This window comes from Marinifilum fragile, from assembly GCF_963677365.1.
GTDB classification, from domain to species: Bacteria; Bacteroidota; Bacteroidia; order Bacteroidales; family Marinifilaceae; genus Marinifilum; species Marinifilum fragile.
The window spans coordinates 3,783,989-3,810,160 of sequence record NZ_OY781962.1; the positions used below are offsets into that span (position 1 = coordinate 3,783,989).

Genomic DNA, 26,172 nt, shown 5'->3' on the forward strand with positions numbered 1-26,172 from the left:
TTAAATTTTTAAAGCAATGAAAAAATTATTATTAGCAATGTTAGCTATATCTGTAATAACTTTCTCAAGTTGTTCAGATAATGATGATCCAATTCCAACTCCAGATCCAACTCCGGATGGCAAGTTTGATCCTACCAATTTAAAAGGTGAGATTAAAGATGGTGAAGAATACAAAATGGATGCGAGTAAAACTTACAAGCTAACAGGAGCATTGGTAGTACAATCGGGTGGTAAATTAACAATTCCTGCAGGAACTAGAATTGAAGCTACTTCGCCTACTGCTAACGATGCTGATGTTCGTTATATAGCTGTTGCTCAAGGTGGAAAAATTTTTATCAACGGTACTGCTACAGCTCCGGTTGTAATGACTGCCGATAAAAAAGAAGCAGAAGCCTGGGGTGGATTGGTAGTATGTGGAAATGCTCCAACCAATAAAGCTGATGCAGGTAGTGCAGGTGCAGAAGTATCTGGTTTAGCTTACGGTGGTAACGAAGTAAATGACAACTCAGGTGTAATTGAATATTTACGTTTAGAATATACTGGTTACAAATACACAAATGAAAAAGAATTCAACGGTCTGTCTCTTTTTGGTGTTGGTGCTGGTACTATAGTAGACTACGTTGTTTCATACAAAGGTGGTGATGATGGTATCGAATTCTTTGGCGGATCTGTAAATGCATCTCACCTTATTTCTGTTGATAGTGGTGATGATGGTATTGACTTTGCTGATGGATGGTCGGGTACAGGTGAGCATTGGATTGCATTAAATTCTGCAAAATCAGGTATCGAAGGATCAAACAATGGTGATAATGGTGCAGCTACACCAATGACTGATGCTACATTAAAAAACATTACCATCTATGGTATGGGCGAAAAACCATTTTTCTTGAAAGAAGGTGCGGGTAAACAAAACATCAACAATATTGTTATTGGAGGTTTAGCAGCTGAAAAAGCTCAGGCATTTTTCTACACTTCAGGAGATGATACTGATGCTGCTGCAAGAATAAATGCGGGTGACATTGTGATCACAAATGCAAATTTTGTTGATATGAAGTCAGGCCAAACTAAAGCTGTTGATGGATTAACTGTTACAGAAAATGTTGAAGCCATAGGAGCTGGTAATGGTATTAACAAACCAGATTGGATGCCAGATGCATTAAATACCATTGATGGTTCTACTACCGTATTTGGTGACCCAGTTGTTGCTGAAGTAGCTTTCGAAGGTGATATCACAACTGATATTACTTTAGATGCAAACAACAAATACAAATTAACTGGTGCTGTTGTTGTTAAAGATGGCGCTAGCTTAACCATTCCTGCCGGAACAGTTATTATTGCAACTGATGTAACTTCTGAAGATACCGATGTTCGCTACATTGCTGTTGCCCAAGGTGGACAAATTTTTGTAAATGGTACTGCTGAAAATCCTGTAGTAATGACAGCTGAAACTGAAGAAGCAGAATCATGGGGAGGTTTAGTTCTTTGTGGAAAAGCTCCTACCAACAAAGCAGATGCTGGTAGTGCTGGAGCCGAAGTTTCTGGTTTATCCTATGGTGGTGATGTATCTGATGATAATTCAGGTAGTATTTCGTACCTACGCTTAGAATACACTGGTTACAAGTACACAAACGAAAAAGAATTCAACGGTCTCTCTCTTTTCGGTGTAGGTTCTGGTACAACTATCGAATATGTAGTTTCATACAAAGGTGGTGATGATGGTATCGAGTTCTTTGGAGGAACTGTAAATGCATCATATATCGTTTCATACGAAAGTGGCGACGATGGTATCGACTTTGCTGATGGATGGTCGGGAACAGGTGAATACTGGATGGCTTTAAAATCTGCTAAATCAGGAATTGAAGGATCGAACAATGGTGATAACGGAGCAGCTACTCCGATGACCAATGCTACATTAAAAAAGTTAACTGTTTACGGTATGGGTGAAAAACCATTCTTCTTAAAAGAAGGTGCCGGTAAGCAAAACATTGATGATATTGTAATTGGTGGTTTAGCTGACAATAAGGCTCAGGCTTACTTTTATACTTCATCAAGCGATACCGATGCAGCAGCAAGAATTACTGCAAGTGATATTGTAATTACCAATGCTAAATTCATCGATATGGGAACTGGTAATACTGTAAAAGCTGTTGATGGTTTAACTGTTACTGAAAATGAAAATGCAACAGGTGCTGGTAATGGAAAAAACAAGCCAAGTTGGTTATCTGATGCTTTAAATACATCATACAACGGAACAACAATTGTTCAATAATTCCTATTTTATTTCGAATGAAATAGAAATAAATCAAATATAAACTTAGAAAGGCAGGCTCAAATGGGTCTGCTTTTTTTATGTGATGTAATTTAACCATCTATTATTATAAGATTTCCCCATTTTACCGGTGTTTTGGCTTACACATAGGGGGTGCGGACGAAATTCCGAGGGGTATGTGTGTAACACTTATAGGGCTCGGACGAAAATACAAGCACATTTTATAATTATAAAATCAGCTCGGATGAAAATCCGAAGGGGGTATGTGCAACACAAAGGGGGCTTGGATGAAAATACAAGTACATTTTATATTTTGAAAATCGCCTCGGACGAAAATCCGAAGGCATTATTGAATCACAAAACATACGTGGATAAAAATCCGAATGCTATTTCACAATTTCCATTTTCAGTTCTTTCCAATAATCCAATCCATCCTCTAAAGAACAAACCTTAATCTTATATTTTTTAAATAGCATTTTGCCCGCAGCAATACTTCTCTCACCATATTTGCAGTAAAGTAAATAGGTCTTCCTCTCTCCCAACGAATCGATTATCTGATACAATTTGTCTGATGTTTCAGCTAACATGGCACCATCTATATGCCCCTTTTTAAAATCTTTTTTTAATCGAACATCAATTACTACAGCTTGCGGATTTAACTTGGCAACCCTTAAAAATTGCTTTGGACTTAATACCTGAACCGTATCAACTTGTGCAAATACATTCTGATTTACAATTAGTGCAAAAAATACGATCAGTGCTATCTTCAAATATTTCATTTACTTATTCGTTAATCTTCTTCAACAAAGAAGAAGTCAGACATGATATCATTGGAAATAAACACACCTTCATCGCTTAAAATTAAAGCATTATTTTCCTTACGAATGTGATTTGATTGGATATACTTTGCTGCTTTTTTTTCACAATGTCTATATAAATCATCTCCAAATTGTTCTTTCACCAAGTTTAAATCCAATCCCCAATAGGTTCGAAGCGATGTAAGAATTAAATCATTAAATCGATCAAAGAAATTTAAATCTTCTTTCTCCGAAAATTCTCCTCCTTCTTGAACGGCTTTCATGTACTTATAATTGTGTGCAATGTTCCATTCTCTTTCTTTTAAATTGTAGGAGTGCGCCGAAGGTCCTATTCCAAGATATTGTTTCTGTTTCCAATAACTCGAATTGTGTCTTGATATGTATCCTTCTTTGCAAAAATTAGATATCTCGTAATGAGTAAAACCATTTTTGCGAGCCGAATCAATTAAATATTTAAACTGATTAAAACTCTCCTCTTCTTCAACTTCAATCAATTGACCTTTCTCCAGTTTTTTAGCAAAAACCGTATTCGGATCATACATTAAATGATAGGAAGAGATATGCTGAATATCCAAATCATAAACCAAATCAAGATTCTCAATCCATTTTTCCATACTCAATCCTGGGACACCATAAATCTGATCTACCGAGATATTATCAAAACCATAATCTTGTGCTCTTTTTATAGTATCGTATGCTTCCTTACCAGTATGTCGGCGATTCATTAAAATTAAATCTTCATCATGAAATGATTGTATTCCCACACTTAACCGGTTCACGGATGAATTTCGAAGTTGTGCGAGGTATTTCTTATTTAAATCATCAGGATTGGCTTCTAGTGTAATTTCAACATCCGTATCAATGTTCCAATATTTCGAACACTCATCAATTAGCATCTGAATCTGTTCTGGCTTGTAAACCGAAGGTGTTCCTCCACCAAAATATATGGTCGAAACAGATTTTTGATCTAGATAATCCTTTCGTAATTCCAACTCCTTTTTAAAGCATTCAAGCATATCGTTGGTAGATTGCAGCGAAATACTCTTGTGAAAAGCACAATAGTGACAAAGCTGTTTACAAAAAGGGATATGAAAATAAATTCCTGACATATAAAATCAATTTTCTTGCAAGGTAGAAGCAATTCTTTTATTTTCCATGTTTGATTTTAATTTAGACAAGCTTTCGTGTATTATATCACACCCAAGTTGCACTAGTTTAATTTTCATGCAACACTTTGCAATACACTAAAGTCTTTAATACAAAGAACAAAAATATAAACCCATTGAGCTATGAAAGGATATAAAAAAATAATTTCACCGATTTTAATTTTATTAATTAGTGTTGCCACTGCTTTACCAACTTTTGCCGATGGTATTAAAGGAAATGGTAATGTAAAATCGGAAGTGAGAGAAGTTGGCAATTTTGAAACCATTAAGGTAAATGGAGCTTTCACAATTTACTTGTCACAAGATGATGATTACAGCTTAAAAGTTGTTGCCGACGAAAATTTATTGGATGTTATTACCAGTAAAATGAAAGGTGATGTTTTGTATATCACTACTGAAAAAAGCATATACAAATCAACAGAATTAAAACTGTACATTGGTTTTAAACATTTAAGTGAAATAAAAGCAAATGGTGCAATTTCATTAAAATCTGATCAGGTTTTAAGATTTGACGAGTTGGAAATTGAAATTAATGGTGCATCATCTGCAGATTTAGAACTAACTGCAAACAGTCTAAGTATTGACAACAGTGGTGCTTCAACAATTAAACTTGCCGGTAAATCAGAAGAAATTAACATTGATATTTCGGGAGCAGGTAGTGTTAATGCAGTTGATATGAAAGCGCTAAAAGGAACAATAGATATTAGTGGTGTTGGAAGCGGAAAAGTATATGTTTTAGATGAATTAAGAGTTAGTATCTCAGGAATTGGTTCGGTAAAATATAAGGGAGATCCTAAGGTAACCAGTGATATTTCATTCCTTGGAAGCTTGAAGAAATACTAAAATTAAATCCTTACGAAATTTATAGAGTAGTATCCCATAAAGTCTCATAAAACAAAAGCTCTGCATGTTTGCAGGCTTTTGTTTTATGAGACTAAGTTTAATTTTCATTATAGAGAATGCATTAATGCCTTTACTTTAAAACTATTCTTTTTTAAAACCTATCACGGCATTGGAAACCGCACGTGGTTCTGGTGGCAAAGAGAAGATGTTTCGTTCATAATTCGAATTGTATGGAGATATATTTAATGTTTCACCGTTCACAACCAAAGTCGAACTTCCACCTGGATCGAATCCCATTGCTTTTTGAATACCATACTTTTCCAGAATGTTAGCCATATCAATATGAGTAGCACCAACCGATTCACGAATTCTACCATTAATGGTTAGAACGTATAAATTTCTCTTTTCATCTATACCTACGGCAATTTTTGGACCTCTCATATCTGTAAAGTCCAATCGGGCAGCCTGTGTTTTTATCGAATTCTGTTTCTTCCATCCTTCCACTTCCATATCGATACATTGCTTTCCTTTATTTAGCAACATCGGACCTGCTTCAACTGCATGCAGTACATCCTCCATACCATTCACAATAATTTCAAGCTGGTCACCAACATTTGCAATTGCTGATTGCATTAGTGATAATGGGATACATAGGGTTAATCCTACAGGAATTTGTTTCACTTTGTCAGCATTATAAATGATTTCTTTTACGGTATTACCTGCTAATCGATATACAATACAATCCTTCGCTGGAATCATATCTTCTTCGTACATCAAATCAAAGTAAGCACATTTTCCAGCTTCAAACTGATTGTAATTTTTGGCATCAAATTTCAATTCGACATCACTCGTTTTGATTCGAATGCCGCTTTTACAATTTACTCTTTCAATATCAAGCTTACCTGATTGATAAATTAACAATGCCGGCTTATTAAAGAGAGGCGTACTTAAGCACTTTCCGTTTGAGATTAGTAAACCTAAAGGAGAACCTATGTAGGATTCTGGTAAGCCCAATTTACCAACCAATTCAGGATTTAATATATAACCACCATTCCACGCTAGTTTAGCTTGGCATTTGTTAGTTTCTTCAAACTCTTTTACAAAACTTGTTACCGTTTTTGTCTGGAATGAACTAACTGCAGTAAATTCCCAATTTTCATTATCATCTTGCACGTTTGCCTTGGCCAAAATTCCATTCCATGGATATCCATCTTCATAAATTCCGGTAACATTCGAATATTCAACTTCCTTTTTTTGATTGTTGGATTTTGAAATGTTTTCCAATATCAATTTTAATGGAGATCCCTTGGTTTCGGCATCTTGCTTTATCAATTGTAGCAACTCTTGTTCGCCTAACTTTTCGCTTAATTCATTAAATAAATCTGAATGCAGTAAATCCGAAAAATCCTTAGCCGTTTGTATGGGAGTTGGGTAAGCTAAAGTTGACCGAACTCCTGCAGGAACAAACTGAATGTACCCAGTATTATTTGGAATTCCCATAATATTTGCAGCCAATTCGGTTGTTACTTTTCCAATATGAAATCTATCCAGATTCAATATATCGGTCATAAAAGCAGCATTTCTTCTATTCGATATTAAGTAACCATTCTTATCCATTACTTTTCGTAAAATCGATAAAGCCTTCTTCCCCATTTGAGGAATATGAATTCCCACAGTTAAGGAATCAATAGAAACCACTTGCAGAATTTTTTTATCATACAAAAGTTTCAATTCCAGATCAGAACCACACTCAATAAATTCACGAATATCGCTAGCAGTTGTCCAATTGGTTAATGCTTCTTCCGGAGCAAATACATACACCTTTTCAATATTTTTATCCATTAAAATTTCTTCCGTAATCGGATCATGCATATCCATACCCAATCGACTTTTAATAGAATTCAGCACAAAATATTCAAGCTCATATTTCACATACTTACCCGGAAAATATGCCAGTGGAATATTCTGTTTCATCTTCTTGAAAAGGAAATTTCTATCATCAATAGAAATTATAGAAGAAGAAGTTAATTGAGAAAGAGCCAAATTTTTATCTATAAAAAACCTTGATGTACCACTTACTTTTCTGCCAATACCGAGAGGTAAATATTTCGATTTAAGAAGATTTACCATACCCGATAATTCTTGATGAGTAAAATCATGAAACAGATAATGGTTTTTATTTCTATGTCGATAGGTAAAAGAATGATCGTGTCTTATTGAAATTTCACCATTTCGAACTGCAAAAAGATTGTCAATTGAATTGTAAAAATTATGAATCTGTTCCAAGTCTAAATTCTCTGAATCTGGATGATCTTCAATTTGTCGTTTTGCAAAATAAAAGGTACCTCCTCTAATTTCTTGCTCTTCCATTCTAAACGAACTCGGATCAATTAATGATTTTAAATAAAGCATAAAACCCAATCTGCCATATCCTGGTAAATAATGTCTATTCTCAGTATTCAACAAGGCTTTTACATCATTGTTTGTAAACTTTACTTTTGACTTGTAGTACTTGTATAATTGACCAACTTCGTTTAAGATTTCTTTATTTGATTGTAACTGCAAAAAGAGTTTCCTTACAATTTCTTCTATGCCCAAGTTTAAAGAGTTAATGCTGTAACGCTTTTCTATCACTTTTTTATTATGACTCACACTTCGGTGATGAATGTGAGGAAAGAATACCTTTTCTATGGTTTCATTCACATGTGAATCGTGTATTCTTCTGCCTGTAAATTCAATTACTTTTAATCTATCCTTCTCTGGTAAATGTTCTCCAATAACTTCTGCATATACATTTTCTGGTTGGTATCTTCGGCAAAAAATAGGTACCCCAGCAGCTGCTGCTTCTATGATAGGCAAGCCTCTGCCCTCCGTTTTAGATGGCAATAATATTAAAGAAGAAATGCTATACAATTCAGGAATACCAATAGGGTTTTCGAAGTGATTCCTAAACCTTTTTTTATCCATCTCACTAAATAAAAATCCCAAATAAACTCTCTTTCTAAATTCGAGATCTATTTTCTCTAAAAGCTCCTGAAATCTTTTTAACAATTTTTGAAAATAAGCATATTGCCCCAATGGAATTGGTCCTGTAATTAATATGGTAATTTTTAAATCTTTCGATTCTCTAATTTTCTTTTTTAAACTCTCAACATGCAACATCTTACCCACAAGGTCAAATCCCAATTCAATCCTTTTTCTTGAAATTATTCTGGTTGGTTGCAGAAAAATAATATTCTCAGACAAAAACTTGTGCATTGCTTTTGTTTTGTAACCAATATAAATGGGTTCCGGGTCATTTCTATTCACCAATTTATATTCCAATACATCTCTTACCGAATAACTAACAAGTGCTTTTTTGTGATAACGACTCAACATCTTTTCCATTTGAAAAAGAGATTCAATCCTTCTTCTTTTACTAATGTTATTATATTCTACACTATCTACTGCAGTTCCAATTTCAGTCACATTTGCAGGGTTATGTCCTTTATAATGTATCAGATAATCGCATTGTTCTTTGTTAATATTTACATTCATCCAAGAACGAGATTCCCATGGATATAGTACCTCTAATTGTGAAAAAAATTCACCCAAATGTGAGTTCAGAAAAAAGAAATCACGCGGACCTTTTTTCAATCCTTTTACCTCTTTGGTGATTTCAGAATTTCCCCCTTCCCAATAAAAATCATGATTATTATTGATTACAGGAATACCCATATATTCTGAAACCAAAACTGTAGCCAAAGCAGCAGCTACATTTCCTGGGTTTGAACACAAATTAATGAGGTATAACAAGCCAATATTATTATTTTCGATATACGAACCTAATTTTTCACAGATAGTTAGAGTTTGTTTCCAATATTTTTTAATCAGAGCATTATATTCCTTACTGCCACGCTCCAATTTGGTAAAGTAGAAATCTTTATACAGTGTCCAATCATCAAATCCCTGCATTTCTTCAATAGTGCAGGTTTTGGTTCTTGGATCGATAATTTTAGAAGCCTCGGAATGAAATTTACCAGCTATATAATGTATTGCAATATCATCTCCAAAATTGTATCGAAAGGTTTTTGCATATTTCTCCACCTCTATACTAACTCCATCAATTGAATAATAGAAAGTAGAAAAAGCAATTCCCTTTTTATGAATTTCAGATTTAAAAGCTTCAAAACTTTGGTTAAACTCAACAGCTGGAATGGGTTTGTTTTCCTTAAATCTATCTATAAACAATCCTAAATCAAACCATGTTTTAATGTTTTCAGAACACAAAATCTCCATCATTTCAGTAGCCATCATAGTCATAACAGACAGAATTCAGTTTAACAAAATTTCAAATAATATTCAAATTACGAAATTCTGCTAAATAGATCAATAGCGTATTGATTCAAACATATTTATACCATAAACTTGAAAACTAAAAATAGCTTGCTAACTTTGAGCAACTATTATCGATATGCATAAATTTATGAAGCGAAAATTGTTCTGGCGAAATATTATTTGGGCAATAATTATATTTATTTTGTGTTCTATTCCAGGCAATGATTTACCTAAAACATCTGCCATTCATATTCCCCATTTCGACAAGCTTGTTCACTTTGGAATGTTCTTTATTATGGGAATTTTTTTGATGGCAGAGTTAAGTTTTCAAACCAAACTGAAAAAATCTCTAATAATTCTGATTATAGTATTTTTGGTTGCTGTCTATGGTGGTGCAATAGAATATTTACAGCAAAATTACTTTATAAATCGTAGTGGTGATTATATGGACTTAGCGGCAGATATTTTGGGAGGAATTGTTGCTATTTTACTTTATCCTTGGATAAAAAAACAAAAGGACTTGCTAATGAATCGCAAGCCCTTTAGTGAAATATCTTTTCTAAAGAAAATCTTATAAAGTAATATACTCATTCGCATTTTCCATTTCGGTAATCAACTGACCTATTGTTTTTCCTTTAAACAAATCGTAAATCTGTTTTCTAATATGTCCAAACTGATTGTGAACAGGACAAGCAGCTTGTGCTTTATCATCAGACTTACATGGACGAATTCCAATTAAACAATTTTCAAACATATCCAATCCATCCACTATTTCAACAATATTCATCAAGGTGATTTCACTAGGATCCTTACCCATTCCAAATCCACCATGAGGCCCTTTTGTTGATGTAAGTAACTTTTGTCTTGCAAGGCTTTGTAATATTTTACCCAAAAATGGTGTTGGAATTTCCAGCTCCTCTGATATCTTCTTTATTCCTATTTTTTTGCCTTCTTTTGCATTTATCGACAAATAAATTACTGAGCGAATTGCATATTTACAAGTATTCGATAACATCTTTAATTTTTATTTTTACTCCACATTTATCTAACAATCAGGTCAAAGATAACAATAATTACAACTAATTACGCATCTTTAATTCTTTAATTCCTTATTTATTATGATTCTTATTATTCAAGAAGCCTAAGTTTACAAAGGAATCTTGTCAATTCGCTTCTGATGTCTGCCTCCTTCAAATTCAGTATTTAGAAAGGTTTTAGCAATCTCTTTTACTTCTTCAAATGAAATAAATCTAGCAGGAATACCACACACATTTGCATCATTATGCGATCTTGCTAAACCTGCAATTTCTGCGGTCCAACACAAAGCTGCACGAATTTTTTGGTGCTTGTTAGCAGTCATGGTAATACCATTTCCACTTCCACATAGAGTAAAACCAAAATCAAACTCACCTGCTTCAACAGCTTCAGCTAATGGATGAGCTGTATCAGGATAATCCATACTTTCTTCAGAATTAGTACCAAAATCTTTTACTTCATATCCTTCTGCCTTCAAAATTTCAGCCAATTCATTTTTAAACTGAAATCCTGCATGATCAGCAGCCAATGCAATTCTTAGTTTTTTCATCTTATTAAAATTATTAAAGACATTATGCCTTTATGTGGTTTTTGTTCAAGTTAATTTTGGAGTACAAAACTAAGTAAATTATATGAGTTGTTTTCAAAATGTCCAATTTTCCAAGTTCAAAACCCCACATTTTATCTAAAGTCATTTATTAAATTAATTGTTGAAACACATCTATCTATAAAAGAATAATTTAGCTATAGTCTTTTCGTTTATGAACAGATTTGTTCACATTCAGTTAACATACTGTTGATTTTTCCTTATTAAAATTTACAAAGTATTCTTTGGAACTAACAAAATTATATCCGTATAGAAAAATATTTCTCAGCCACCAATTTTATTTTTTACCAGTGTTATTAAAGGTTTCAACCAGTTTTCAACAAGCTGTTAATATCCAGAGATAATTAAATTATCAAAAACCAAAGTTATTAACAAGAAGTTTATAAAGTATATATTTTACTGATTTATAGATTTCCTATATTAACAATACCTGTTCATATCGTGTTATTAGACTTTTTTCTACTAAAAAAACAACAAAATTCATGCTCTCTTACCAACATTATTAACAGGATATAATAATCATCTTATTTTTTAGAAATTTTAAAAAATTTATATTAATAATATGAGTGTTGATAATTGTAATAAGGTCTAAATTCAGGAATAAAATTCAACTGTGAATTGTTAGGTATGTTTACTTAATTATTTCAATGATTTTGTTATCTTGCAGACTATAGAAAATCCACACTGAAGAGAATGAGTTGGGAAAGTAAAAATTATTCGATACTTCTTGTTGAAGACAACAAATTGAATCAAACTGTAGTTAAATTTACTTTAAAGCGATATGGTTATTTAATCGATGTTGCTAATAATGGTTTGGAAGCTGTCGATATGTATAAAGAGGGAAACTATGATTTTATTCTGATGGATGTCATGATGCCAGAAATGGATGGATTAGAAGCCACGAAAATCATAAGGGGAATTGAAAATGGTCAAGGACATGTTCCAATTATTGCTCTTACAGCCGATATAATGGTCGCTAACGAAGAAAAGTGTTTAGAGAATGGTATGGATGCCCATTTGTCAAAACCATTCGATGTAGACCATTTATTTAAGGTTTTAACAAATCTAGGTTTATAAGTTCCAATTCGGGATATTTTCAAAAGTTTCTAACAAGCATTGTTTGCATTTGAGTAAAGTTTTCTACTCGAATTAAAGATTTTCAGATTATTTTTGTCGCATGGATGATAACCTGGACATACGAAGTCATAATTTTTCGGATAAAGAAAAAGAATTAGATAATAAACTAAGACCACTTCAGTTTTCAGATTTCCGTGGGCAAAAGAAAATTGTTGAGAATCTAAATGTATTTGTTGCAGCTGCAAAAATGCGCGAGGAAGCATTGGATCATGTTTTGCTCCATGGACCTCCTGGGCTAGGAAAAACAACTTTATCAAATATTCTTGCCAACGAATTGGGCGTTGGATTAAAAGTTACTTCTGGGCCAGTTCTTGATAAACCTGGTGACCTTGCCGGATTGTTAACCAATTTGGAACCAAATGATGTTCTATTCATTGATGAAATTCATAGGTTAAGTCCAATTGTTGAGGAGTATCTATATTCCGCAATGGAGGATTTCAAAATAGATATCATGATTGATAAAGGGCCTGCAGCACGATCAATTCAATTGGAGTTAAATCCTTTTACCTTAATTGGTGCAACTACCCGTTCCGGATTATTAACTTCACCTTTAAGAGCCCGATTTGGTATCAATTGTCATCTTGAATATTACGACCTACCTGTATTATCAAAAATAGTAGAGCGTAGCGCAAGTATTCTGGATGTTGAGATAACACATGAAGCAGCTGGAGAAATTGCGTCAAGAAGTAGAGGAACGCCGCGTATTGTAAATGCACTTTTACGTAGAGTAAGAGATTTTGCTCAGGTAAAAGGAAATGGATCTATAGACATAGAAATTACCAAATTTTCATTAGAAGCTTTAAACATTGATAAGCATGGTTTAGATGAGATGGATAATAGAATTCTAAATACGCTTATTGATAAATTTAGTGGAGGACCGGTTGGAATTTCAACAATTGCGACAGCAGTTGGAGAGGATAGTGGAACAATTGAAGAGGTTTATGAACCATTCTTGATTAAAGAAGGATTTATTAAGCGAACTCCTAGAGGAAGAGAAGTTACTCCATTAGCTTATTCGCATCTTGGGAAAAACAATTTCAATGATCCTGAATTACTTTTCTAGAAATACATAAAAATGAAACGATTTTTATCAATTCTTTATACGCTCGCAACAGTTTTAATTATTGTTGGTGCTCTTTTTATTTTACAAGCCGAATCATATGGAATAGCAATGTTGGCTTTCGGTGTTGGTTTAAATATAATTTACAGGATTTTTAATTTGAACTTAGAAAAAGTCAAGCAATTAAAATTTTCAGAAATTGTAAAAATTATTGGAATTCTCTTCATGTTTGTAGCTTGTATGTTGATTTTTACCAAATCAGATCAAAAGTACAACTTGATGATTTTAGCAGTGGTACTCGATGTTATTATCAATTACAAAGAAATATTTCTCAAAACAAAATAGAAAAAGGAGCTTGTGACCAGCAAGCTCCTTTTAACATCCCTAGTTATTTTCCTAAATAGCAATATTCTTTCGAGTATTAGACGAAGAATATATTTCGTTAATATTTTGTTTCAATATAGCTTCAATTTTTTCTTTTAGTACAAGATTTGATTCAGAGAATTTAAATGGTATGGTAAAATAGAAAATAGAACCATCACCTAAATTTGAATCGATGTACAATTTGCCTCCAAGAAATTCAACTAATTCTTTGCTGATACTTAATCCTAAACCAGCACCTGAATGTTCTCTGGTATATGAATTGTCTACCTGAGTAAATTTATTGAATATCTTAGCTTGTTCCTGATCGCTTATTCCAGGTCCAGTATCTTTTACATAGAAAAGAATATTGTGTCTGTCCTGAATTGCACAGCCAAAATCAATTTCTCCTGAATTTGTAAATTTTAGTGCATTATCCAGAAGATAAGACAGGACTTTGGTTAATTTTTTCTGATCAGTAAATATTTTATTCTCATGTAAATCTTCGGTATAATTTAATACCAAATTTTTACCGCTCATGTTAATTTTTTGCCCGTAGGCTGAATACAGCGTAACCAATAAATCATGTACTTCAACTTCCGATTCGTTGTATTCCAATGCACCGCTTTCTAATTGCGATAGTTCAAGGATTCTATTGAATAGATCCAAAAGTTCTTTACTGCTCGATGACAGTATTTTTGTGAATTCATTTCGATCCTCTTTCGAAAGGGAATCATCACGAAGAAGTTCCGATGCTCCTACAATTGCATTCATAGGTGTTCGAATTTCATGCGACATATTGGCAAGAAATGCATCCTTCAGCTTTTCGGTCTTTTCAAGCTGAGCACGTGCTTCTGCTAATTGTCGTTGCAATTCTTTATATGTAGGACGTTTCTCCATTTAAATGAATTTGTCTTTAACTTATAACAGTTCTTTATTAAGCCTATACAACAAGACTTAATCTAATACATCTTTAATAGATAGTATTGTGAAAATATATTATGGAAACTGGTTAGACAAGGATGTCTTCGCTTATAGATTTATCGTGATAACCTCCTAATGTGTTATCTAATTCTTGAATTGTTAATTCTTCAAAGGTATTCATAGTTAATAAGATAAGAGAATAGTAAATATAAAAAATACCATCTACTTATTCAAATTTTTTTCAAACTAAGATATCTTCACTGATAACTTTGTCGTGATATCCACCTTTAATGTTCTTTAAGTCTTCAGTGTTTAATACTTCAAAATTTTTCATTGCTATTTTATTTGGTCGTTAATAACTAGGAAAATACTTTTTTTGAAAATTTGGATTACTATGGGTCGAGGATGGTTATACCAAGATATCTTCACTGATAACTTTGTCGTGATATCCACCTTTAATGTTCTTTAAATCTTCGGTGTTTAATACTTCGAAATTTTTCATTGCTATTTTATTTGGTCGTTAATAACTAGGAAAATACTTTTTTTGAAAATTTGGATTACTATGGGTCGAGGATGGTTATACCAAGATATCTTCACTGATAACTTTGTCGTGATATCCACCTTTAATGTTCTTTAAATCTTCGGTGTTTAATACTTCGAAATTTTTCATTGCTATTTTATTTGGTCGTTAATAACTAGGAAAATACTTTTTTTGAAAATTTGGATTACTATGGGTCGAGGATGGTTATACCAAGATATCTTCACTGATAACTTTGTCGTGATATCCACCTTTAATGTTCTTTAAATCTTCGGTGTTTAATACTTCGAAATTTTTCATTGCTATTTTATTTGGTCGTTAATAACTAGGAAAATACTTTTTTTGAAAATTTGGATTACTATGGGTCGAGGATGGTTATACCAAGATATCTTCACTGATAACTTTGTCGTGATATCCACCTTTAATGTTCTTTAAATCTTCGGTGTTTAATACTTCGAAATTTTTCATTGCTATTGGGTCTTTTTTTAGTTGTTTAAGGAAATAATTACACCCCTTTATTCCGCTTTTTAGAAAAAGGTAACCCTGAGATTGAAAGTTTTTTTTAAAAAAAGTGAAAAAAACTGTATATATTTAAATCCTTTTAGGAAAGATTGCGTATATAAATCGTTGTTTCTAAGAAGATTAAGAAAAACTACTTGAGCGTGAAAAAAACAATAAAAAAAATTCTGCTTTTCTCTCTTTTACTTGTTTTACTGGCAGGCGAAAACAAGAATATAGCACTTGCATCAATAAATTCTGATGACAGTAATCAAGAACTCTTAGTTGCCGATTCTTTATTAGTTAAGCAATTTAATCGTGCCTTGGAATTTTATAGAAACAGTGAATTTATTTATGCAGAGCAATCTTTTAAAAATGCGATAAAGACAATTGAAAAAGGTGATGTTAAAGATTTAAACATGATATACAGAACCTATGTAAATTTTGGTGTAATAAAACGACGAATTGGTAAACGACGGGATGCATTACAGTATTTTAATCTTGCCGAGAAGTTCACAATTAATCATTATGGAGAAGGTTCTCAAAAGCTTGTACCAATCTCTGTTAATAGTGGAAATATTTATAATGATTTATTGGATTTATTTAAAGCTCAAAGTTATTATGAGAAAGCTTTATCATTAATTGGCGATGGTAATTCTCGATATCTTTCTCAAATAAATAATAATCTTGGTAATATACATTATGGTAAGCATGAATATACTGTAGCTTTAAATTTTTACAAGGAGTCATTATTAATTAAAGAAAATGCTCATGAAAAAGATAGATCATCAACACTTAATGGAATTGCTAACTGTTATAAGCAATTGAAAAATTATAAGGAAGCGGATCTGTATTATCTTAAAAGTATTAATGACATTAAAAGTTTTGGAGATGATAATCATTATAAGTTAGGTACTTTGTACCTAAACTATGGTATTTTTCAAAGTAAAATTAAAAAGAAGGATAATGCCCTCAAGTATTTAGAACTAGCATTAAGAGTTTATATTAGCAATTATGGTGAAAATCACCCTGATGTTGCTAATTGCTTACAGAATTTAGGTGAATTTTATGGAAAGCAAAGGCAAAATAGAAAATCTCTATATTTCTATCAAAAAGCATTAGTATCAGAATTAGAAAATTTTTCAGATAGTTCGATTTATCGCAATCCAGATGTAAATAGAATAGAACCGCAAATATCCTTATTAAGAATATTAAAGGGGAAAGCAAAGAGTTTTTCAGAATTGTATGATGAAAATAAAAAAATCAGTGATCTTGATTTTAGTTTAGATACTTATGATTTGTGTATGGAAATCATAGATAAAATAAGAATTGGTTACCAAGATGAAGAAAGTAAGTTTGCTTTGTCGCAGAATGAAAAAGATACTTATACAGTTGCTATTGAAATTGCAGTGCAATTGTACGGATTAACTAAAGATATTAGCTATAAAGAAAGAGCCTTTAAATATGCAGAACGCTCTAAAGCTGCCAGTTTAATGTCTTCTTTAAATGATATTAATGCTAAGAATATCGGTGGAATTCCTGTAGAATTACAAGAGGAAGAACAACAGTTAAGAAAGGATATTGCTAACTATCGTGAAAAGATCTACGAAGAAAGAAAAAAGATAAAATCAGATCGAGATAAGATCTCTGAGTGGCAAGGAAAACTATTCCAATTGAATGAAAGTTATAACCAAATGGTACTTCGTTTTGAGAAAGATTATCCCAAGTACTACGAACTTAAATATAAGAATAGTACAATTGAAATGTCAGAGCTTCAATCAAAATTATCTTCAAATGACATATTAATTGAGTATTCTATTTCGGATTCTTCTCTTTTTACCTTCATTATTACCTCAGATTCGTTTGAGATAAAGAAACAAGAGATCAATTCTGATAGTTTAGACTTTCAGATTGAAGAGGTTAGGAGTGCCTTAAAAACCAATGATTTTGCAGAGAATAGTTCTGAGTATTATCAACGATATACTAAATCAGCTTTTAATTTATATCAAACTTTTATAGCTCCTCATAGTAAGCAAATACAAAATAAGAAACTAATTATTGTTCCGGATGGAAAAATGGCTTATGTTCCATTTGGTGTTTTAATTAGACATGAAGCTGATACTAATCGGATGAATTATAGGGATTTAGATTATCTAATAAAATCTAATACAATAACTTATCAGAACTCGGCAACAATTGGTTTTTCAATAGAACCTGCAGGATTTAGTTTCACTACAAGTAAATCAGTTTTGGCTTTTGCACCCTCATACAATGGAATTGATGATTCAATTTTGTACACGGAAAGAGCATACAGAGATAAATTATATCCTTTGCCATACACTAAAGAAGAAGTCAATAATATTTCGAATGTAATGGAAGGTGATTTATACCTGGATGAACTTGCAACCGAACAAAATTTTAAGGATCACGCAAATGGTTATGATGTTCTACACCTTGCAATGCATACAATTATAGATGATGAGAATCCAATGTATTCAAAACTGGTTTTTACTCAAACAAATGATACAGTTCAGGATGGATTATTAAATACGCATGAAATTTATAACATGAATTTTAATGCTAGAATGGTAGTTCTTAGTGCTTGTAATACCGGTGATGGTAAACTTCTAAAAGGAGAAGGGGTTATGAGTTTGGCCAGAGGATTCTTCTATGCAGGTTGTCCAAGTATTATTATGACTTTATGGACAGTTGAAGACCAGACAGGGTCTAATTTGATGACCAATTTTTATTCATATCTATCAAAAGGATTAGATAAGGATGAATCTTTGCGCCAGGCTAAATTAAAGTATTTAGAAACTGCAGATCCACTTAAATCTCATCCGTATTTTTGGTCGGGATATGTAACCATGGGTGATGTTCAGCCACTATACGATTTCGATCTTAAAAATAATTTGGTTTATATGGGACTTGGAGGTTTAGTATTATTAGTTCTTGTTGTATTCAGAAGAAGAATTAAAAGAAAAGTTACTTAATAAGATATTTTTAAAGTCTGAGACACTGTTTCAGACTTTTTTGATTTTAAGAGGCAGATAGTTATCCAGGTTATCGACTATTTTGATTTATGCCGAGAATTAATGAGATTTTACTCCTATCACAATCTTCCTTAAAATTGCTATTTAAATCAAGGTACTAGTAATTTATTTCTAGGTAAGTGGACTTTTGGAAGAGAGGAAGAATTTTCTTATTGATTATAACTTAAAAATATTTAAGCGGTACTCCAAATGCGATTGTTAGATTCATGAATACTTACTGTATTAATGTACATTTTATACAAAAAGAGGAAAGCCGCTCAATCTAATTGAACGGCTTTGTATATGTGTTAATGAATGAGTGTAATCTATTCCAACTTACTTAGAATTTCCTGAGCTTTTGCTTTATAGAAACTATTTCCTCGAGCAATGGTATTAAACTGCTTAATGGCTTTATCTCTTTCGTTAGTCATTAAGTAACAAAAGCCCAAGTACCATTCGGATTGTTCTATAAACAAGTTGTTTTTGTGCTTTATAACTCTTGTAAAATTCTTATTCGCTTTACCATATTCGTTAATTTCCAAGTTAGAAATACCTGAATAAAAGTTACTCGTGATATTTGTACTATCCTTGTCTAAAATTTGCTTAAAAAGCGCTAAAGCGGTATGATAATCTCTGGCTTCGTAACTTTTTAATGCTGTAACAAGCATATTATCTATATTAGCATCAGCGGAACGAGTATTTACTACCATTTTATATGGCTTATAGTAATTGCTGTATACTTTTTCGTTCGAATAAGAGCTCTTGTTATTTACAAGGAACATCAAGCTACCTAAACCAATAAATAGAGCTAATGAAGCTGCAACAATATTCCATTTGGTTAGATATTTAAATTTACGCTTCTCTTGTTCTTTAGGAGGTGTTTCTATCGCCTCTAGTTTGCTTCTTAGGTCCATAATGTCATTTTCCATTATGGCCTCGTCAACCTCTTGATGTAAATCCAACTCCATTTGTAAGTCCGGATCATTCAGAAGGTCTTTCTCAAATTCCTTTAGCTGGTCCTCAGATAAACCACCATCTAGGAAATCCTCAATACGGTCAAAATTCATATCACTCATCATATACTTCTTTAAATTCATTATCACTTTTAATACTCTCTATCAGCATTTGTTTACACTGATGTTTCCTTTTCTTTGCATACTTCTCACTCTTATAGCCCATTATATCGGCAATTTCTTTTAGTGAGATTTTGTCTAAAGCAAGTTGAAGAACTTTCTTGCAATCCGGACCAAGTTTTTGAAAGTGTTTCTGATATAGTCGATACCTCTCAGTTTGGTCATAAGTCTCAGAAGCTTCGTCTAATCTGTTATCCAGAACTCCTTCCGAATTGATTTCATTACTGTTCTTTTTCTTTTCAAGTTGCTTTAACCACAAAAGTCTGCAAATGGAATAGATGTATGTTTTAAAGTTACAACTAAGAACCAATGGTTCTTTTTTCATTTTACGATAGATTACAATAATAGCTTCTTGGAAAAGATCGCGTGCGTCCTCCTCGTTCCCATTATTGTTCTCGATAAAATTGCGAATACTTGGAAAGAATTTTTTGTAGATGTAATTTAATACATCATTGTTACTCATACTTATTCCCTCAAGTATCGCTTCAGTAGTGTAATCCATATTTTCTATCCCTTTATTCCTCTTATGGCAAAAAGGTAACCCTCAAAAAGTGAAAAAAAATTAAAAAAATATCAACTTCGTGCGTAAGTAATTGAAAATTAAATAAATAAAAGATGAAAAAAAACTGTTTTTTTTTGTTTTTTTTGAATTTATTATCATAAACCAAAGCAATATACTATTAATATTCAAATTAGGTTACTGTAAAAGCTCATTATTTAATGATGAAAGAGTAAAAAAAACATGTAAGCGTTCAAAAAGATGATGTGAATACCTTAATATGTCAGAGTCTAGTAGAATAATTATGCTTGAAATTTTAATTGGACAATAAATGACCTGATTGATTATAGTAATTTGGATATAGTGGAATATTATTAATTGTATTCGACAAAGAGCAAATGTATAATTGGGATTTTATACAAAACAAAAAAATCGGCTTTCAAATGAAAACCGATTTTTGTGGGCGATATAGGATTCGAACCTATGACCCCTTGGGTGTAAACCAAGTGCTCTGAACCAACTGAGCTAATCGCCCTTGTTATTGGAAAATTTTGCTTTTTGTGGGCGATATAGGATTCGAACCTATGACCCCTTGGGTGTAAACCAAGTGCTCTGAACCAACTGAGCTAATCGCCCTTGCCCTTAAAAGCGATGCAAATATAAGGTGGAATATTTTTATCTGCAAGTATAATTTTCAAAAAAATGAAAAAAATATTTCTGAATGACCCTAATATTCGAGGAAAGCTTTAATTTTATCACTCGTAAAAAATTGATACTATGGATAATAATTTAGAGAGAGATTGGAATAGTTTGTTATATAAAATTTCTGAAGAATTTAATGTGGATGCCGATTTAAATGGAACTTTACTTTTAATTGGCATACAAGAGCGAGGTTTAGGCTTTCAGGAAAGTTATTCAAAAGAGGAAAAGTGGGACCACATCGATTTAGCAACATGTACACTGCTTATGAAATGGAATTACTATTCTATCGAAGGATATGATGATGACAATTGGCCTATATTTGTAAAGAACAAAATGGTTCCTCCCTTTTCAAAGGACAAAGAAAATCAATTGTTAATGTCATCGATTGTGGAGTACTTTAAGGACAATGGATATTTGAATGATTAAATAACAAACCTATATACATTAAAAATGAAGAAACTACTTTACCTGGCCTTAATACTTGGAATGGTATCTTGCCAACAAAAATTGGAATTAGGGAAGAAAAACAGAATTGTTGAAATAGAAACAGAGTACGGAGATATCAAAATTAAACTCTATGATGAAACTCCATTACATCGTGATAATTTTGTGAAACTTGCTCATGCAAATTATTTTGATGGAACTCTATTTCACAGAGTAATTGATGGATTTATGATACAAGGAGGTGATCCTGATTCAAAAGCAGCTAAACCTGGAGTTAGGTTAGGTGAAGGCGGTCCTGGATATCAAATTGATGCAGAGTTCAATCCTGCTTTATTTCATAAAAGAGGTGTAATTGCAGCAGCAAGAGAAGGAGATGCGGTTAATCCACAGAAGAAATCATCTGGTTCGCAATTTTATTTGGCTCAAGGTGTAGTATATACTCATGGAGGATTGGATACATTGTTGATAAAATTGAATGATAGAGTGAAAAACAGAATCTTTGAGAAAGTTCAAAAAGATATGGCTACGGAAATTATGAAATATCAATCAGAAGGAGACATGGATAAGGTTTCTGAATTGGTTGATAAAATCCAAATTGAAGTTGACTCCATTTTTACTACTCAGCAAATTAAGTTTTCACAGTCTCAAATTGATGCATATACTACATTAGGAGGAATTCCTCACTTGGATGGTAGTTATACTGTTTTCGGGGAAGTAATTGAAGGTATCGAGTTTATTGATAGTATTGCTAAAGTGAAAAAGGATCAATTTGATCGCCCATTGAAGGATGTATCAATGAAAATTAAGATTGTTCAATAAAAGAATAATATGAATATGGGAGCTCCGGAAATTATTTCGGAGCTTTTTTTGTGATGAATTTTAATGATATCTATCTTACACCACTGAAACTTTTTTTATCATTAAGGTGAAATGCCGATATACATCTAAACATCATTTAAAAGTATTACGAACTATATAATTATTTAAATGATAATCGGTATTAATTCGGTTTTTAAAAGGAATAGCAATGAGAAAATTAACCATACTTCTGATTTTATTTTTATTTCAATTTTCTGCATACAATGTTTTTGCCCAGGGAACCAATTCTATAATCTTGATTGAAACCAATTTGGGTAATATGAAAGTTATGCTTTACAAAGAAACACCTAAGCATCGTCAGAATTTTTTGCAGTTGGTCGAGAATGATCATTTCGATGGCACTCTTTTTTATCGTGTAATAAAAGGGTTTGTTGCCCAAGGAGGATCTCAAGATTCGAGAAATGCACCAGCTGGTAAAGCCATTGGATATGGGGATGCAAATAGAACCATACAATCGGAGTTTAATAAAATGTTTTTCCATAAAAAGGGAGCACTTGCTTCGCCGCGTCAGCCCGATAAGGTGAATATCTTTAAAGAATCGGATGTATCGCAGTTCTATATCGCAGACGGTAGGGTATTTACTAATGAAGAATTGGATGCCATGGAAAAAGAGGTTAATGTTCCATTAAGAAAAAGGATTGTAAAGAGATATTTGACTCCGAAAAAAAGACAGATTTTGGATTCTTTAAAAAAGGCCCAAAAGGTGTCAGAGTTTCGTGAAATTGCAAAACAAATAAAAGAATCAATTGATTTTGATTACAATGCATCATCTGAAAAATTGGAGTTCACGCCTGAACAAAGAAAAGCATATACCACAATAGGAGGAGTACCACATTTGGACAATAATTATACTGTTTTTGGAGAGGTTATTAGCGGATTAGATGTTTTAGATAAAATTGTAAAGCTAAAAACAGATTCCAATGATCGACCTTATACTGATGTTAAGATGAAAGTAAAAATATTAAAGTATTAAAGGCTTTTGGTATTTAGCCATTTGCTTTTAGCCAATGAGAAAAAAGTTTTTGTAACTTTGCCGACTGTTGCAATAAATAAAGAAGTTATATCATGCTTGACAAAATAAAAAACCTGCTTGATGAGTTGAATGGATTTTCAGCTACAACACTGGAAGAGGTAGAACAGTTCAGAATTAAACACCTTAGTAAAAAAGGTAGCATTGCTTCGTTGTTTGCCGATTTTAAAACTGTTCCAAACGAGGAGAAAAAAGCTGTTGGACAAGCTTTAAACGAGCTTAAAACAGTGGCTATGGATAAGGTAAATGCTTTAAAGGAAAGTTTTACCGGTGCTGAATTTGGCAAGTCTGGTTTGGATTTGACATTGTCTGGCGATCCTGTAAAATTAGGTTCTCGTCACCCACTTTCGTTGGTAAGAAATGAGATTACAGAAATTTTCGCTCGTTTAGGATTTACCATTTCTGAAGGTCCGGAGATTGAAGATGATTGGCACAACTTCTCTGCATTGAACTTCCCTGAAGAGCATCCGGCACGTGATATGCAGGATACTTTCTTTATTGAGAAAAATCCGGATGTGATTTTAAGAACTCACACATCATCGGTACAGGTTCATGATTTACAGGAAATGGAATTGCCAATTCGTTGTTTAACTCCTGGTAGAGTATTCCGTAATGAAGCAATTTCGGCTCGTGCACACTGTATTTTCCACCAAATTGAGGCTCTATATGTAGATGAGAAAGTTTCTTTTGCTGATTTGAAGCAAACACTTACATATTTTGCAAAAGAGTTTTTCGGTGAGAAAACTGAAATTAGATTGCGTCCATCATATTTCCCATTTACAGAACCATCGGCTGAGGTAGATGTTACCTGTTCGCTTTGTGGTGGAAAAGGATGTAATGTATGTAAAGGAACCGGTTGGCTTGAGATTTTAGGCTGTGGTATGGTTGATCCAAATGTATTGGAATTAAATGGTATCGATAGCAAAAAATATTCAGGTTTTGCATTGGGAATGGGGATTGAGCGTATTACCATGTTGAAATATGGCATTAAAGATCTTCGCTTGTTCTTCGAGAACGATATCCGTTTCCTTGAGCAATTTACTGCAGCAGGATTCTAAGAAAATCACAACGATATAAAATATAGATGCCTTCCATTACGGAAGGCATCTATATTTTTTGTAATGTACAGACGCACGGCCGTGCGTCTCTATCCAATTTATTCTTCGTGATAAATAATCTCCGAAGTAACAGGAATTACTTTTTTATAAAGAGCACTTACCCCGCAATATTCTTCTTCCGATAGTTTTACAGCTCGTTCAATCTTGGCATGAGGAATATCCTTGCCAAAGAATTCATAAATGATATGCATGTTTTTATAATAACTTGGTTGTTCTTCAGTCAATTCGCCTTCAACCGAAACTTTTATATCACGAACTTCAACACGCATTTTTTTAAGAATCATGGCAATGTCGATACCGGTGCAGCCAGCTAATGCTGTTAGCATTAATTTTTTGGGACTAACACCTGAGCCATCGCCACCTACTTGTGTGCTGGCATCGGTTATAATTTCGTGTCCATCCATATTTGCTTTATAGGCAAGTTTACCTTGCCAGCTCATTTCTACTTTGTGTTTCATTGTTTAAGAAATTGCAAGTTACAAGTGGTTCTTTCAAGTTTATAAAAGCCACAACTTATAACTAATGTGTATGTAATTCTAAGAAATATTGTGCTCAATCAAAATTATTAAAAAATCTTATAGCTTGAAACTTGTAATGTGAAGCTTTGAAAAGGTGCTGATTTATTACCAACAATTAAATCATACAAGTGTGTAAAGAGCTATTGGAGAAGTAAAACTTAAATTACTATATTTAAACCTGATTCTAAAGTTGGTGAAATTAGAATTAAGAAATAATTAAAAACATCCGAAAAAAAGCCGCTTTGGAGGATGTTTAGCAAAGCTATTTTATAACAAGTTTATTCAGTAAGCGTTGAAATGAAGCAAAATAATAATCTTCCAAACTGCAATCAGTTGTCTGAGAAATTCAGTGTTAAGTTTCCTGATCTGGGTGTCGATGATCAAAATCTTTTATTTTGGGATGAAGATGTACATTTCTTTAAACGAGGAAGTGTAATCTATAAAGAGGGTGATTTTGCCAAAGGGTGTTTTTTCCTTTATTCGGGCATTTTAAAGATTTTTAAAACAGGATTGGAAGGAAAAGAACAAATCATTCGTTTTGCAAAAGAGGGCGATTTAATCGGATTTAGATCGGTATTAAGCCATGAACGTTTTTGTACTTCTGCAAAGGTTATCGAAGATGCTGTGGTATGTTTTATTCCTGCTAATGTACTTACGAAACTGATACAGGAAAATTCGAATTTTGCCTTACAGTTGATGAAAGTTACCTGTGCTGAATTGGGTGAAGCCAACAATTACATAACTGATATCGCACAAAAAACGGTAAGAGAGCGATTAGCAGAGGTGCTGATCCATCTTGAGGATACTTTCGGACTAAGTGAAGAGGGAACCTTAAAAATATCGCTTACGCGCGAGGAATTGGCCAATATGGTTGGAACAGCTACCGAATCGGTAATTCGATTGTTATCGGAGTTTAAATCGGATAAACTGATAGAACTAAACGGTAGAAAGATAAAGATATTAAATAGCGAATCGCTGCGAAAAACCGGCGGTTTGATTTAGAAAATAAGATATTGTTGTGAGGAGCCCGTTCAATGATTTGAGCGGGTTTTTTGTTTCCGAAAGTTTTGAAAAGTCCAAGAGTTATACAGTCGAACGGTTTAACAGTCTAACAGTCTAATAGTCATACGGTCGAATGGTCAAACAGTCAAATTTTCTATTGTACAGGTTAGGTAATCGGTATTATCTCTTCTTAGGAGTGTATTTAGTACTTTTCCCACAGGTGCTTTACCGTTTCGCAAAATA

The 26,172-nt window shown here is 32.9% G+C and carries 26 protein-coding genes and 2 tRNA genes; 12 read left to right on the forward strand and 16 right to left on the reverse strand.

What is annotated here, in order from left to right; genetic code table 11:
- Positions 1–16 precede the first annotated feature (16 nt).
- Positions 17–2,269 carry an autotransporter outer membrane beta-barrel domain-containing protein gene (locus ACKPCA_RS15105; protein WP_321279860.1) on the forward strand — a complete coding sequence of 751 codons (2,253 nt, stop codon included), beginning with the start codon at positions 17–19 and terminating at the stop codon, positions 2,267–2,269.
- 386 nt (positions 2,270–2,655) lie between these two features.
- Here ACKPCA_RS15105 and ACKPCA_RS15110 read toward each other — a convergent pair whose 3' ends face one another.
- Both ACKPCA_RS15110 and hemW read right to left on the reverse strand, forming a co-directional pair.
- Positions 2,656–3,048 carry a rhodanese-like domain-containing protein gene (locus ACKPCA_RS15110; protein WP_321279861.1) on the reverse strand — a complete coding sequence of 131 codons (393 nt, stop codon included), beginning with the start codon at positions 3,046–3,048 and terminating at the stop codon, positions 2,656–2,658.
- 11 nt (positions 3,049–3,059) lie between these two features.
- The gene (gene hemW / locus ACKPCA_RS15115; RefSeq protein ID WP_321279862.1) at positions 3,060–4,196 is read right to left on the reverse strand and encodes a radical SAM family heme chaperone HemW; all 1,137 of its coding nucleotides are present in this window, start codon (positions 4,194–4,196) and stop codon (positions 3,060–3,062) included.
- 180 nt (positions 4,197–4,376) lie between these two features.
- Between hemW and ACKPCA_RS15120 the strand changes: the two genes are divergently transcribed.
- The gene (locus tag ACKPCA_RS15120; protein ID WP_054721679.1) at positions 4,377–5,096 is read left to right on the forward strand and encodes a head GIN domain-containing protein; all 720 of its coding nucleotides are present in this window, start codon (positions 4,377–4,379) and stop codon (positions 5,094–5,096) included.
- A gap of 141 nt (positions 5,097–5,237) precedes the next feature.
- Here ACKPCA_RS15120 and ACKPCA_RS15125 read toward each other — a convergent pair whose 3' ends face one another.
- On the reverse strand, positions 5,238–9,398 hold the full coding sequence (locus ACKPCA_RS15125; protein WP_321279863.1) for a phosphodiester glycosidase family protein: 4,161 nt from the start codon (positions 9,396–9,398) through the stop codon (positions 5,238–5,240).
- 163 nt (positions 9,399–9,561) lie between these two features.
- Between ACKPCA_RS15125 and ACKPCA_RS15130 the strand changes: the two genes are divergently transcribed.
- Entirely contained in the window at positions 9,562–9,990 is a 429-nt protein-coding gene (locus tag ACKPCA_RS15130; protein WP_321279864.1) for a VanZ family protein, read from the forward strand.
- On the opposite strand, the gene ACKPCA_RS15135 is transcribed toward ACKPCA_RS15130, so the two are convergent.
- Both ACKPCA_RS15135 and rpiB read right to left on the reverse strand, forming a co-directional pair.
- Entirely contained in the window at positions 9,985–10,428 is a 444-nt protein-coding gene (locus ACKPCA_RS15135; protein ID WP_054721673.1) for an RrF2 family transcriptional regulator, read from the reverse strand. The genes ACKPCA_RS15130 and ACKPCA_RS15135 overlap by 6 nt on opposite strands.
- Positions 10,429–10,560: 132 nt before the next feature.
- Entirely contained in the window at positions 10,561–10,998 is a 438-nt protein-coding gene (rpiB, locus tag ACKPCA_RS15140; RefSeq protein ID WP_054721671.1) for a ribose 5-phosphate isomerase B, read from the reverse strand.
- 750 nt (positions 10,999–11,748) lie between these two features.
- On the opposite strand from rpiB, the gene ACKPCA_RS15145 reads away from it, so the two are divergent.
- From ACKPCA_RS15145 to ACKPCA_RS15155, 3 genes are all read left to right on the forward strand, one after another.
- On the forward strand, positions 11,749–12,132 hold the full coding sequence (locus tag ACKPCA_RS15145) for a response regulator (RefSeq protein ID WP_054721669.1): 384 nt from the start codon (positions 11,749–11,751) through the stop codon (positions 12,130–12,132).
- Positions 12,133–12,232: 100 nt separating this feature from the next.
- Positions 12,233–13,255: a Holliday junction branch migration DNA helicase RuvB gene (gene ruvB, locus ACKPCA_RS15150; RefSeq protein ID WP_321279865.1), complete on the forward strand. Its 1,023-nt coding sequence runs from the start codon at positions 12,233–12,235 to the stop codon at positions 13,253–13,255.
- 12 nt (positions 13,256–13,267) lie between these two features.
- Entirely contained in the window at positions 13,268–13,597 is a 330-nt protein-coding gene (locus ACKPCA_RS15155; protein ID WP_321279866.1) for a hypothetical protein, read from the forward strand.
- Positions 13,598–13,648: 51 nt separating this feature from the next.
- Here ACKPCA_RS15155 and ACKPCA_RS15160 read toward each other — a convergent pair whose 3' ends face one another.
- The 6 genes from ACKPCA_RS15160 to ACKPCA_RS15185 all read right to left on the reverse strand — a co-directional run bounded on the left by ACKPCA_RS15160 (position 13,649) and on the right by ACKPCA_RS15185 (position 15,542).
- Positions 13,649–14,512, reverse strand: coding sequence for a sensor histidine kinase (locus tag ACKPCA_RS15160; protein WP_054721666.1), 864 nt, complete (start codon positions 14,510–14,512; stop codon positions 13,649–13,651).
- A gap of 265 nt (positions 14,513–14,777) precedes the next feature.
- A complete protein-coding gene (locus ACKPCA_RS15165; RefSeq protein WP_321279867.1) occupies positions 14,778–14,870 on the reverse strand; it encodes a bacteriocin class II family protein in 93 nt (30 codons plus the stop codon).
- A gap of 75 nt (positions 14,871–14,945) precedes the next feature.
- Positions 14,946–15,038 carry a bacteriocin class II family protein gene (locus tag ACKPCA_RS15170; RefSeq protein ID WP_321279867.1) on the reverse strand — a complete coding sequence of 31 codons (93 nt, stop codon included), beginning with the start codon at positions 15,036–15,038 and terminating at the stop codon, positions 14,946–14,948.
- A gap of 75 nt (positions 15,039–15,113) precedes the next feature.
- Positions 15,114–15,206 (reverse strand): bacteriocin class II family protein, encoded by a 93-nt coding sequence (locus ACKPCA_RS15175; protein WP_321279867.1) that lies wholly within the window; start codon positions 15,204–15,206, stop codon positions 15,114–15,116.
- Between the two features lie 75 nt (positions 15,207–15,281).
- On the reverse strand, positions 15,282–15,374 hold the full coding sequence (locus tag ACKPCA_RS15180) for a bacteriocin class II family protein (RefSeq protein WP_321279867.1): 93 nt from the start codon (positions 15,372–15,374) through the stop codon (positions 15,282–15,284).
- Positions 15,375–15,449: 75 nt separating this feature from the next.
- The gene (locus ACKPCA_RS15185; RefSeq protein ID WP_321279867.1) at positions 15,450–15,542 is read right to left on the reverse strand and encodes a bacteriocin class II family protein; all 93 of its coding nucleotides are present in this window, start codon (positions 15,540–15,542) and stop codon (positions 15,450–15,452) included.
- A 194-nt stretch (positions 15,543–15,736) separates the two neighbouring features.
- Between ACKPCA_RS15185 and ACKPCA_RS15190 the strand changes: the two genes are divergently transcribed.
- Complete coding sequence (locus tag ACKPCA_RS15190; RefSeq protein WP_321279868.1) at positions 15,737–18,565, forward strand: CHAT domain-containing protein; 2,829 nt, start codon at positions 15,737–15,739, stop codon at positions 18,563–18,565.
- A 365-nt stretch (positions 18,566–18,930) separates the two neighbouring features.
- On the opposite strand, the gene ACKPCA_RS15195 is transcribed toward ACKPCA_RS15190, so the two are convergent.
- From ACKPCA_RS15195 to ACKPCA_RS15210, 4 genes are all read right to left on the reverse strand, one after another.
- Positions 18,931–19,701 (reverse strand): tetratricopeptide repeat protein, encoded by a 771-nt coding sequence (locus ACKPCA_RS15195; protein WP_054721663.1) that lies wholly within the window; start codon positions 19,699–19,701, stop codon positions 18,931–18,933.
- Positions 19,673–20,239, reverse strand: coding sequence for an RNA polymerase sigma factor (locus ACKPCA_RS15200; RefSeq protein ID WP_054721661.1), 567 nt, complete (start codon positions 20,237–20,239; stop codon positions 19,673–19,675). The genes ACKPCA_RS15195 and ACKPCA_RS15200 overlap by 29 nt, the downstream gene beginning before the upstream one ends.
- A 457-nt stretch (positions 20,240–20,696) precedes the next feature.
- Positions 20,697–20,771: transfer RNA gene (locus ACKPCA_RS15205), tRNA-Val, on the reverse strand.
- A 26-nt stretch (positions 20,772–20,797) separates the two neighbouring features.
- A tRNA-Val gene (locus ACKPCA_RS15210) sits at positions 20,798–20,872 on the reverse strand.
- Between the two features lie 141 nt (positions 20,873–21,013).
- Between ACKPCA_RS15210 and ACKPCA_RS15215 the strand changes: the two genes are divergently transcribed.
- From ACKPCA_RS15215 to pheS, 4 genes are all read left to right on the forward strand, one after another.
- The gene (locus ACKPCA_RS15215) at positions 21,014–21,364 is read left to right on the forward strand and encodes a hypothetical protein (protein ID WP_321279869.1); all 351 of its coding nucleotides are present in this window, start codon (positions 21,014–21,016) and stop codon (positions 21,362–21,364) included.
- 24 nt (positions 21,365–21,388) lie between these two features.
- Entirely contained in the window at positions 21,389–22,201 is an 813-nt protein-coding gene (locus tag ACKPCA_RS15220; RefSeq protein WP_321279870.1) for a peptidylprolyl isomerase, read from the forward strand.
- 208 nt (positions 22,202–22,409) lie between these two features.
- A complete protein-coding gene (locus ACKPCA_RS15225; protein ID WP_321279871.1) occupies positions 22,410–23,234 on the forward strand; it encodes a peptidylprolyl isomerase in 825 nt (274 codons plus the stop codon).
- Between the two features lie 92 nt (positions 23,235–23,326).
- Positions 23,327–24,349, forward strand: a complete 1,023-nt coding sequence (gene pheS / locus ACKPCA_RS15230; protein WP_054714956.1) for a phenylalanine--tRNA ligase subunit alpha — start codon at positions 23,327–23,329, stop codon at positions 24,347–24,349.
- 98 nt (positions 24,350–24,447) lie between these two features.
- On the opposite strand, the gene ACKPCA_RS15235 is transcribed toward pheS, so the two are convergent.
- Positions 24,448–24,867 (reverse strand): OsmC family protein, encoded by a 420-nt coding sequence (locus tag ACKPCA_RS15235; RefSeq protein WP_321279872.1) that lies wholly within the window; start codon positions 24,865–24,867, stop codon positions 24,448–24,450.
- 357 nt (positions 24,868–25,224) lie between these two features.
- Between ACKPCA_RS15235 and ACKPCA_RS15240 the strand changes: the two genes are divergently transcribed.
- The gene (locus ACKPCA_RS15240) at positions 25,225–25,929 is read left to right on the forward strand and encodes a Crp/Fnr family transcriptional regulator (RefSeq protein ID WP_054714960.1); all 705 of its coding nucleotides are present in this window, start codon (positions 25,225–25,227) and stop codon (positions 25,927–25,929) included.
- The last annotated feature ends 243 nt before the right edge of the window (positions 25,930–26,172 follow it).

Excerpts from the sequence above, each read along its gene's own strand:
- ACKPCA_RS15105 (WP_321279860.1), top strand. The coding sequence starts at position 17 with ATGAAAAAATTATTATTAGCAATGTTAGCTATATCTGTAATAACTTTC.
- ACKPCA_RS15110 (WP_321279861.1), bottom strand. The coding sequence starts at position 3,048 with ATGAAATATTTGAAGATAGCACTGATCGTATTTTTTGCACTAATTGTA.
- hemW (WP_321279862.1), bottom strand. The coding sequence starts at position 4,196 with ATGTCAGGAATTTATTTTCATATCCCTTTTTGTAAACAGCTTTGTCAC.
- ACKPCA_RS15120 (WP_054721679.1), top strand. The coding sequence starts at position 4,377 with ATGAAAGGATATAAAAAAATAATTTCACCGATTTTAATTTTATTAATT.
- ACKPCA_RS15125 (WP_321279863.1), bottom strand. The coding sequence starts at position 9,398 with ATGACTATGATGGCTACTGAAATGATGGAGATTTTGTGTTCTGAAAAC.
- ACKPCA_RS15130 (WP_321279864.1), top strand. The coding sequence starts at position 9,562 with ATGAAGCGAAAATTGTTCTGGCGAAATATTATTTGGGCAATAATTATA.
- ACKPCA_RS15135 (WP_054721673.1), bottom strand. The coding sequence starts at position 10,428 with ATGTTATCGAATACTTGTAAATATGCAATTCGCTCAGTAATTTATTTG.
- rpiB (WP_054721671.1), bottom strand. The coding sequence starts at position 10,998 with ATGAAAAAACTAAGAATTGCATTGGCTGCTGATCATGCAGGATTTCAG.
- ACKPCA_RS15145 (WP_054721669.1), top strand. The coding sequence starts at position 11,749 with ATGAGTTGGGAAAGTAAAAATTATTCGATACTTCTTGTTGAAGACAAC.
- ruvB (WP_321279865.1), top strand. The coding sequence starts at position 12,233 with ATGGATGATAACCTGGACATACGAAGTCATAATTTTTCGGATAAAGAA.
- ACKPCA_RS15155 (WP_321279866.1), top strand. The coding sequence starts at position 13,268 with ATGAAACGATTTTTATCAATTCTTTATACGCTCGCAACAGTTTTAATT.
- ACKPCA_RS15160 (WP_054721666.1), bottom strand. The coding sequence starts at position 14,512 with ATGGAGAAACGTCCTACATATAAAGAATTGCAACGACAATTAGCAGAA.
- ACKPCA_RS15165 (WP_321279867.1), bottom strand. The coding sequence starts at position 14,870 with ATGAAAAATTTTGAAGTATTAAACACTGAAGACTTAAAGAACATTAAA.
- ACKPCA_RS15170 (WP_321279867.1), bottom strand. The coding sequence starts at position 15,038 with ATGAAAAATTTCGAAGTATTAAACACCGAAGATTTAAAGAACATTAAA.
- ACKPCA_RS15175 (WP_321279867.1), bottom strand. The coding sequence starts at position 15,206 with ATGAAAAATTTCGAAGTATTAAACACCGAAGATTTAAAGAACATTAAA.
- ACKPCA_RS15180 (WP_321279867.1), bottom strand. The coding sequence starts at position 15,374 with ATGAAAAATTTCGAAGTATTAAACACCGAAGATTTAAAGAACATTAAA.
- ACKPCA_RS15185 (WP_321279867.1), bottom strand. The coding sequence starts at position 15,542 with ATGAAAAATTTCGAAGTATTAAACACCGAAGATTTAAAGAACATTAAA.
- ACKPCA_RS15195 (WP_054721663.1), bottom strand. The coding sequence starts at position 19,701 with ATGAATTTAAAGAAGTATATGATGAGTGATATGAATTTTGACCGTATT.
- ACKPCA_RS15200 (WP_054721661.1), bottom strand. The coding sequence starts at position 20,239 with ATGGATTACACTACTGAAGCGATACTTGAGGGAATAAGTATGAGTAAC.
- ACKPCA_RS15215 (WP_321279869.1), top strand. The coding sequence starts at position 21,014 with ATGGATAATAATTTAGAGAGAGATTGGAATAGTTTGTTATATAAAATT.
- ACKPCA_RS15220 (WP_321279870.1), top strand. The coding sequence starts at position 21,389 with ATGAAGAAACTACTTTACCTGGCCTTAATACTTGGAATGGTATCTTGC.
- ACKPCA_RS15225 (WP_321279871.1), top strand. The coding sequence starts at position 22,410 with ATGAGAAAATTAACCATACTTCTGATTTTATTTTTATTTCAATTTTCT.
- pheS (WP_054714956.1), top strand. The coding sequence starts at position 23,327 with ATGCTTGACAAAATAAAAAACCTGCTTGATGAGTTGAATGGATTTTCA.
- ACKPCA_RS15235 (WP_321279872.1), bottom strand. The coding sequence starts at position 24,867 with ATGAAACACAAAGTAGAAATGAGCTGGCAAGGTAAACTTGCCTATAAA.
- ACKPCA_RS15240 (WP_054714960.1), top strand. The coding sequence starts at position 25,225 with ATGAAGCAAAATAATAATCTTCCAAACTGCAATCAGTTGTCTGAGAAA.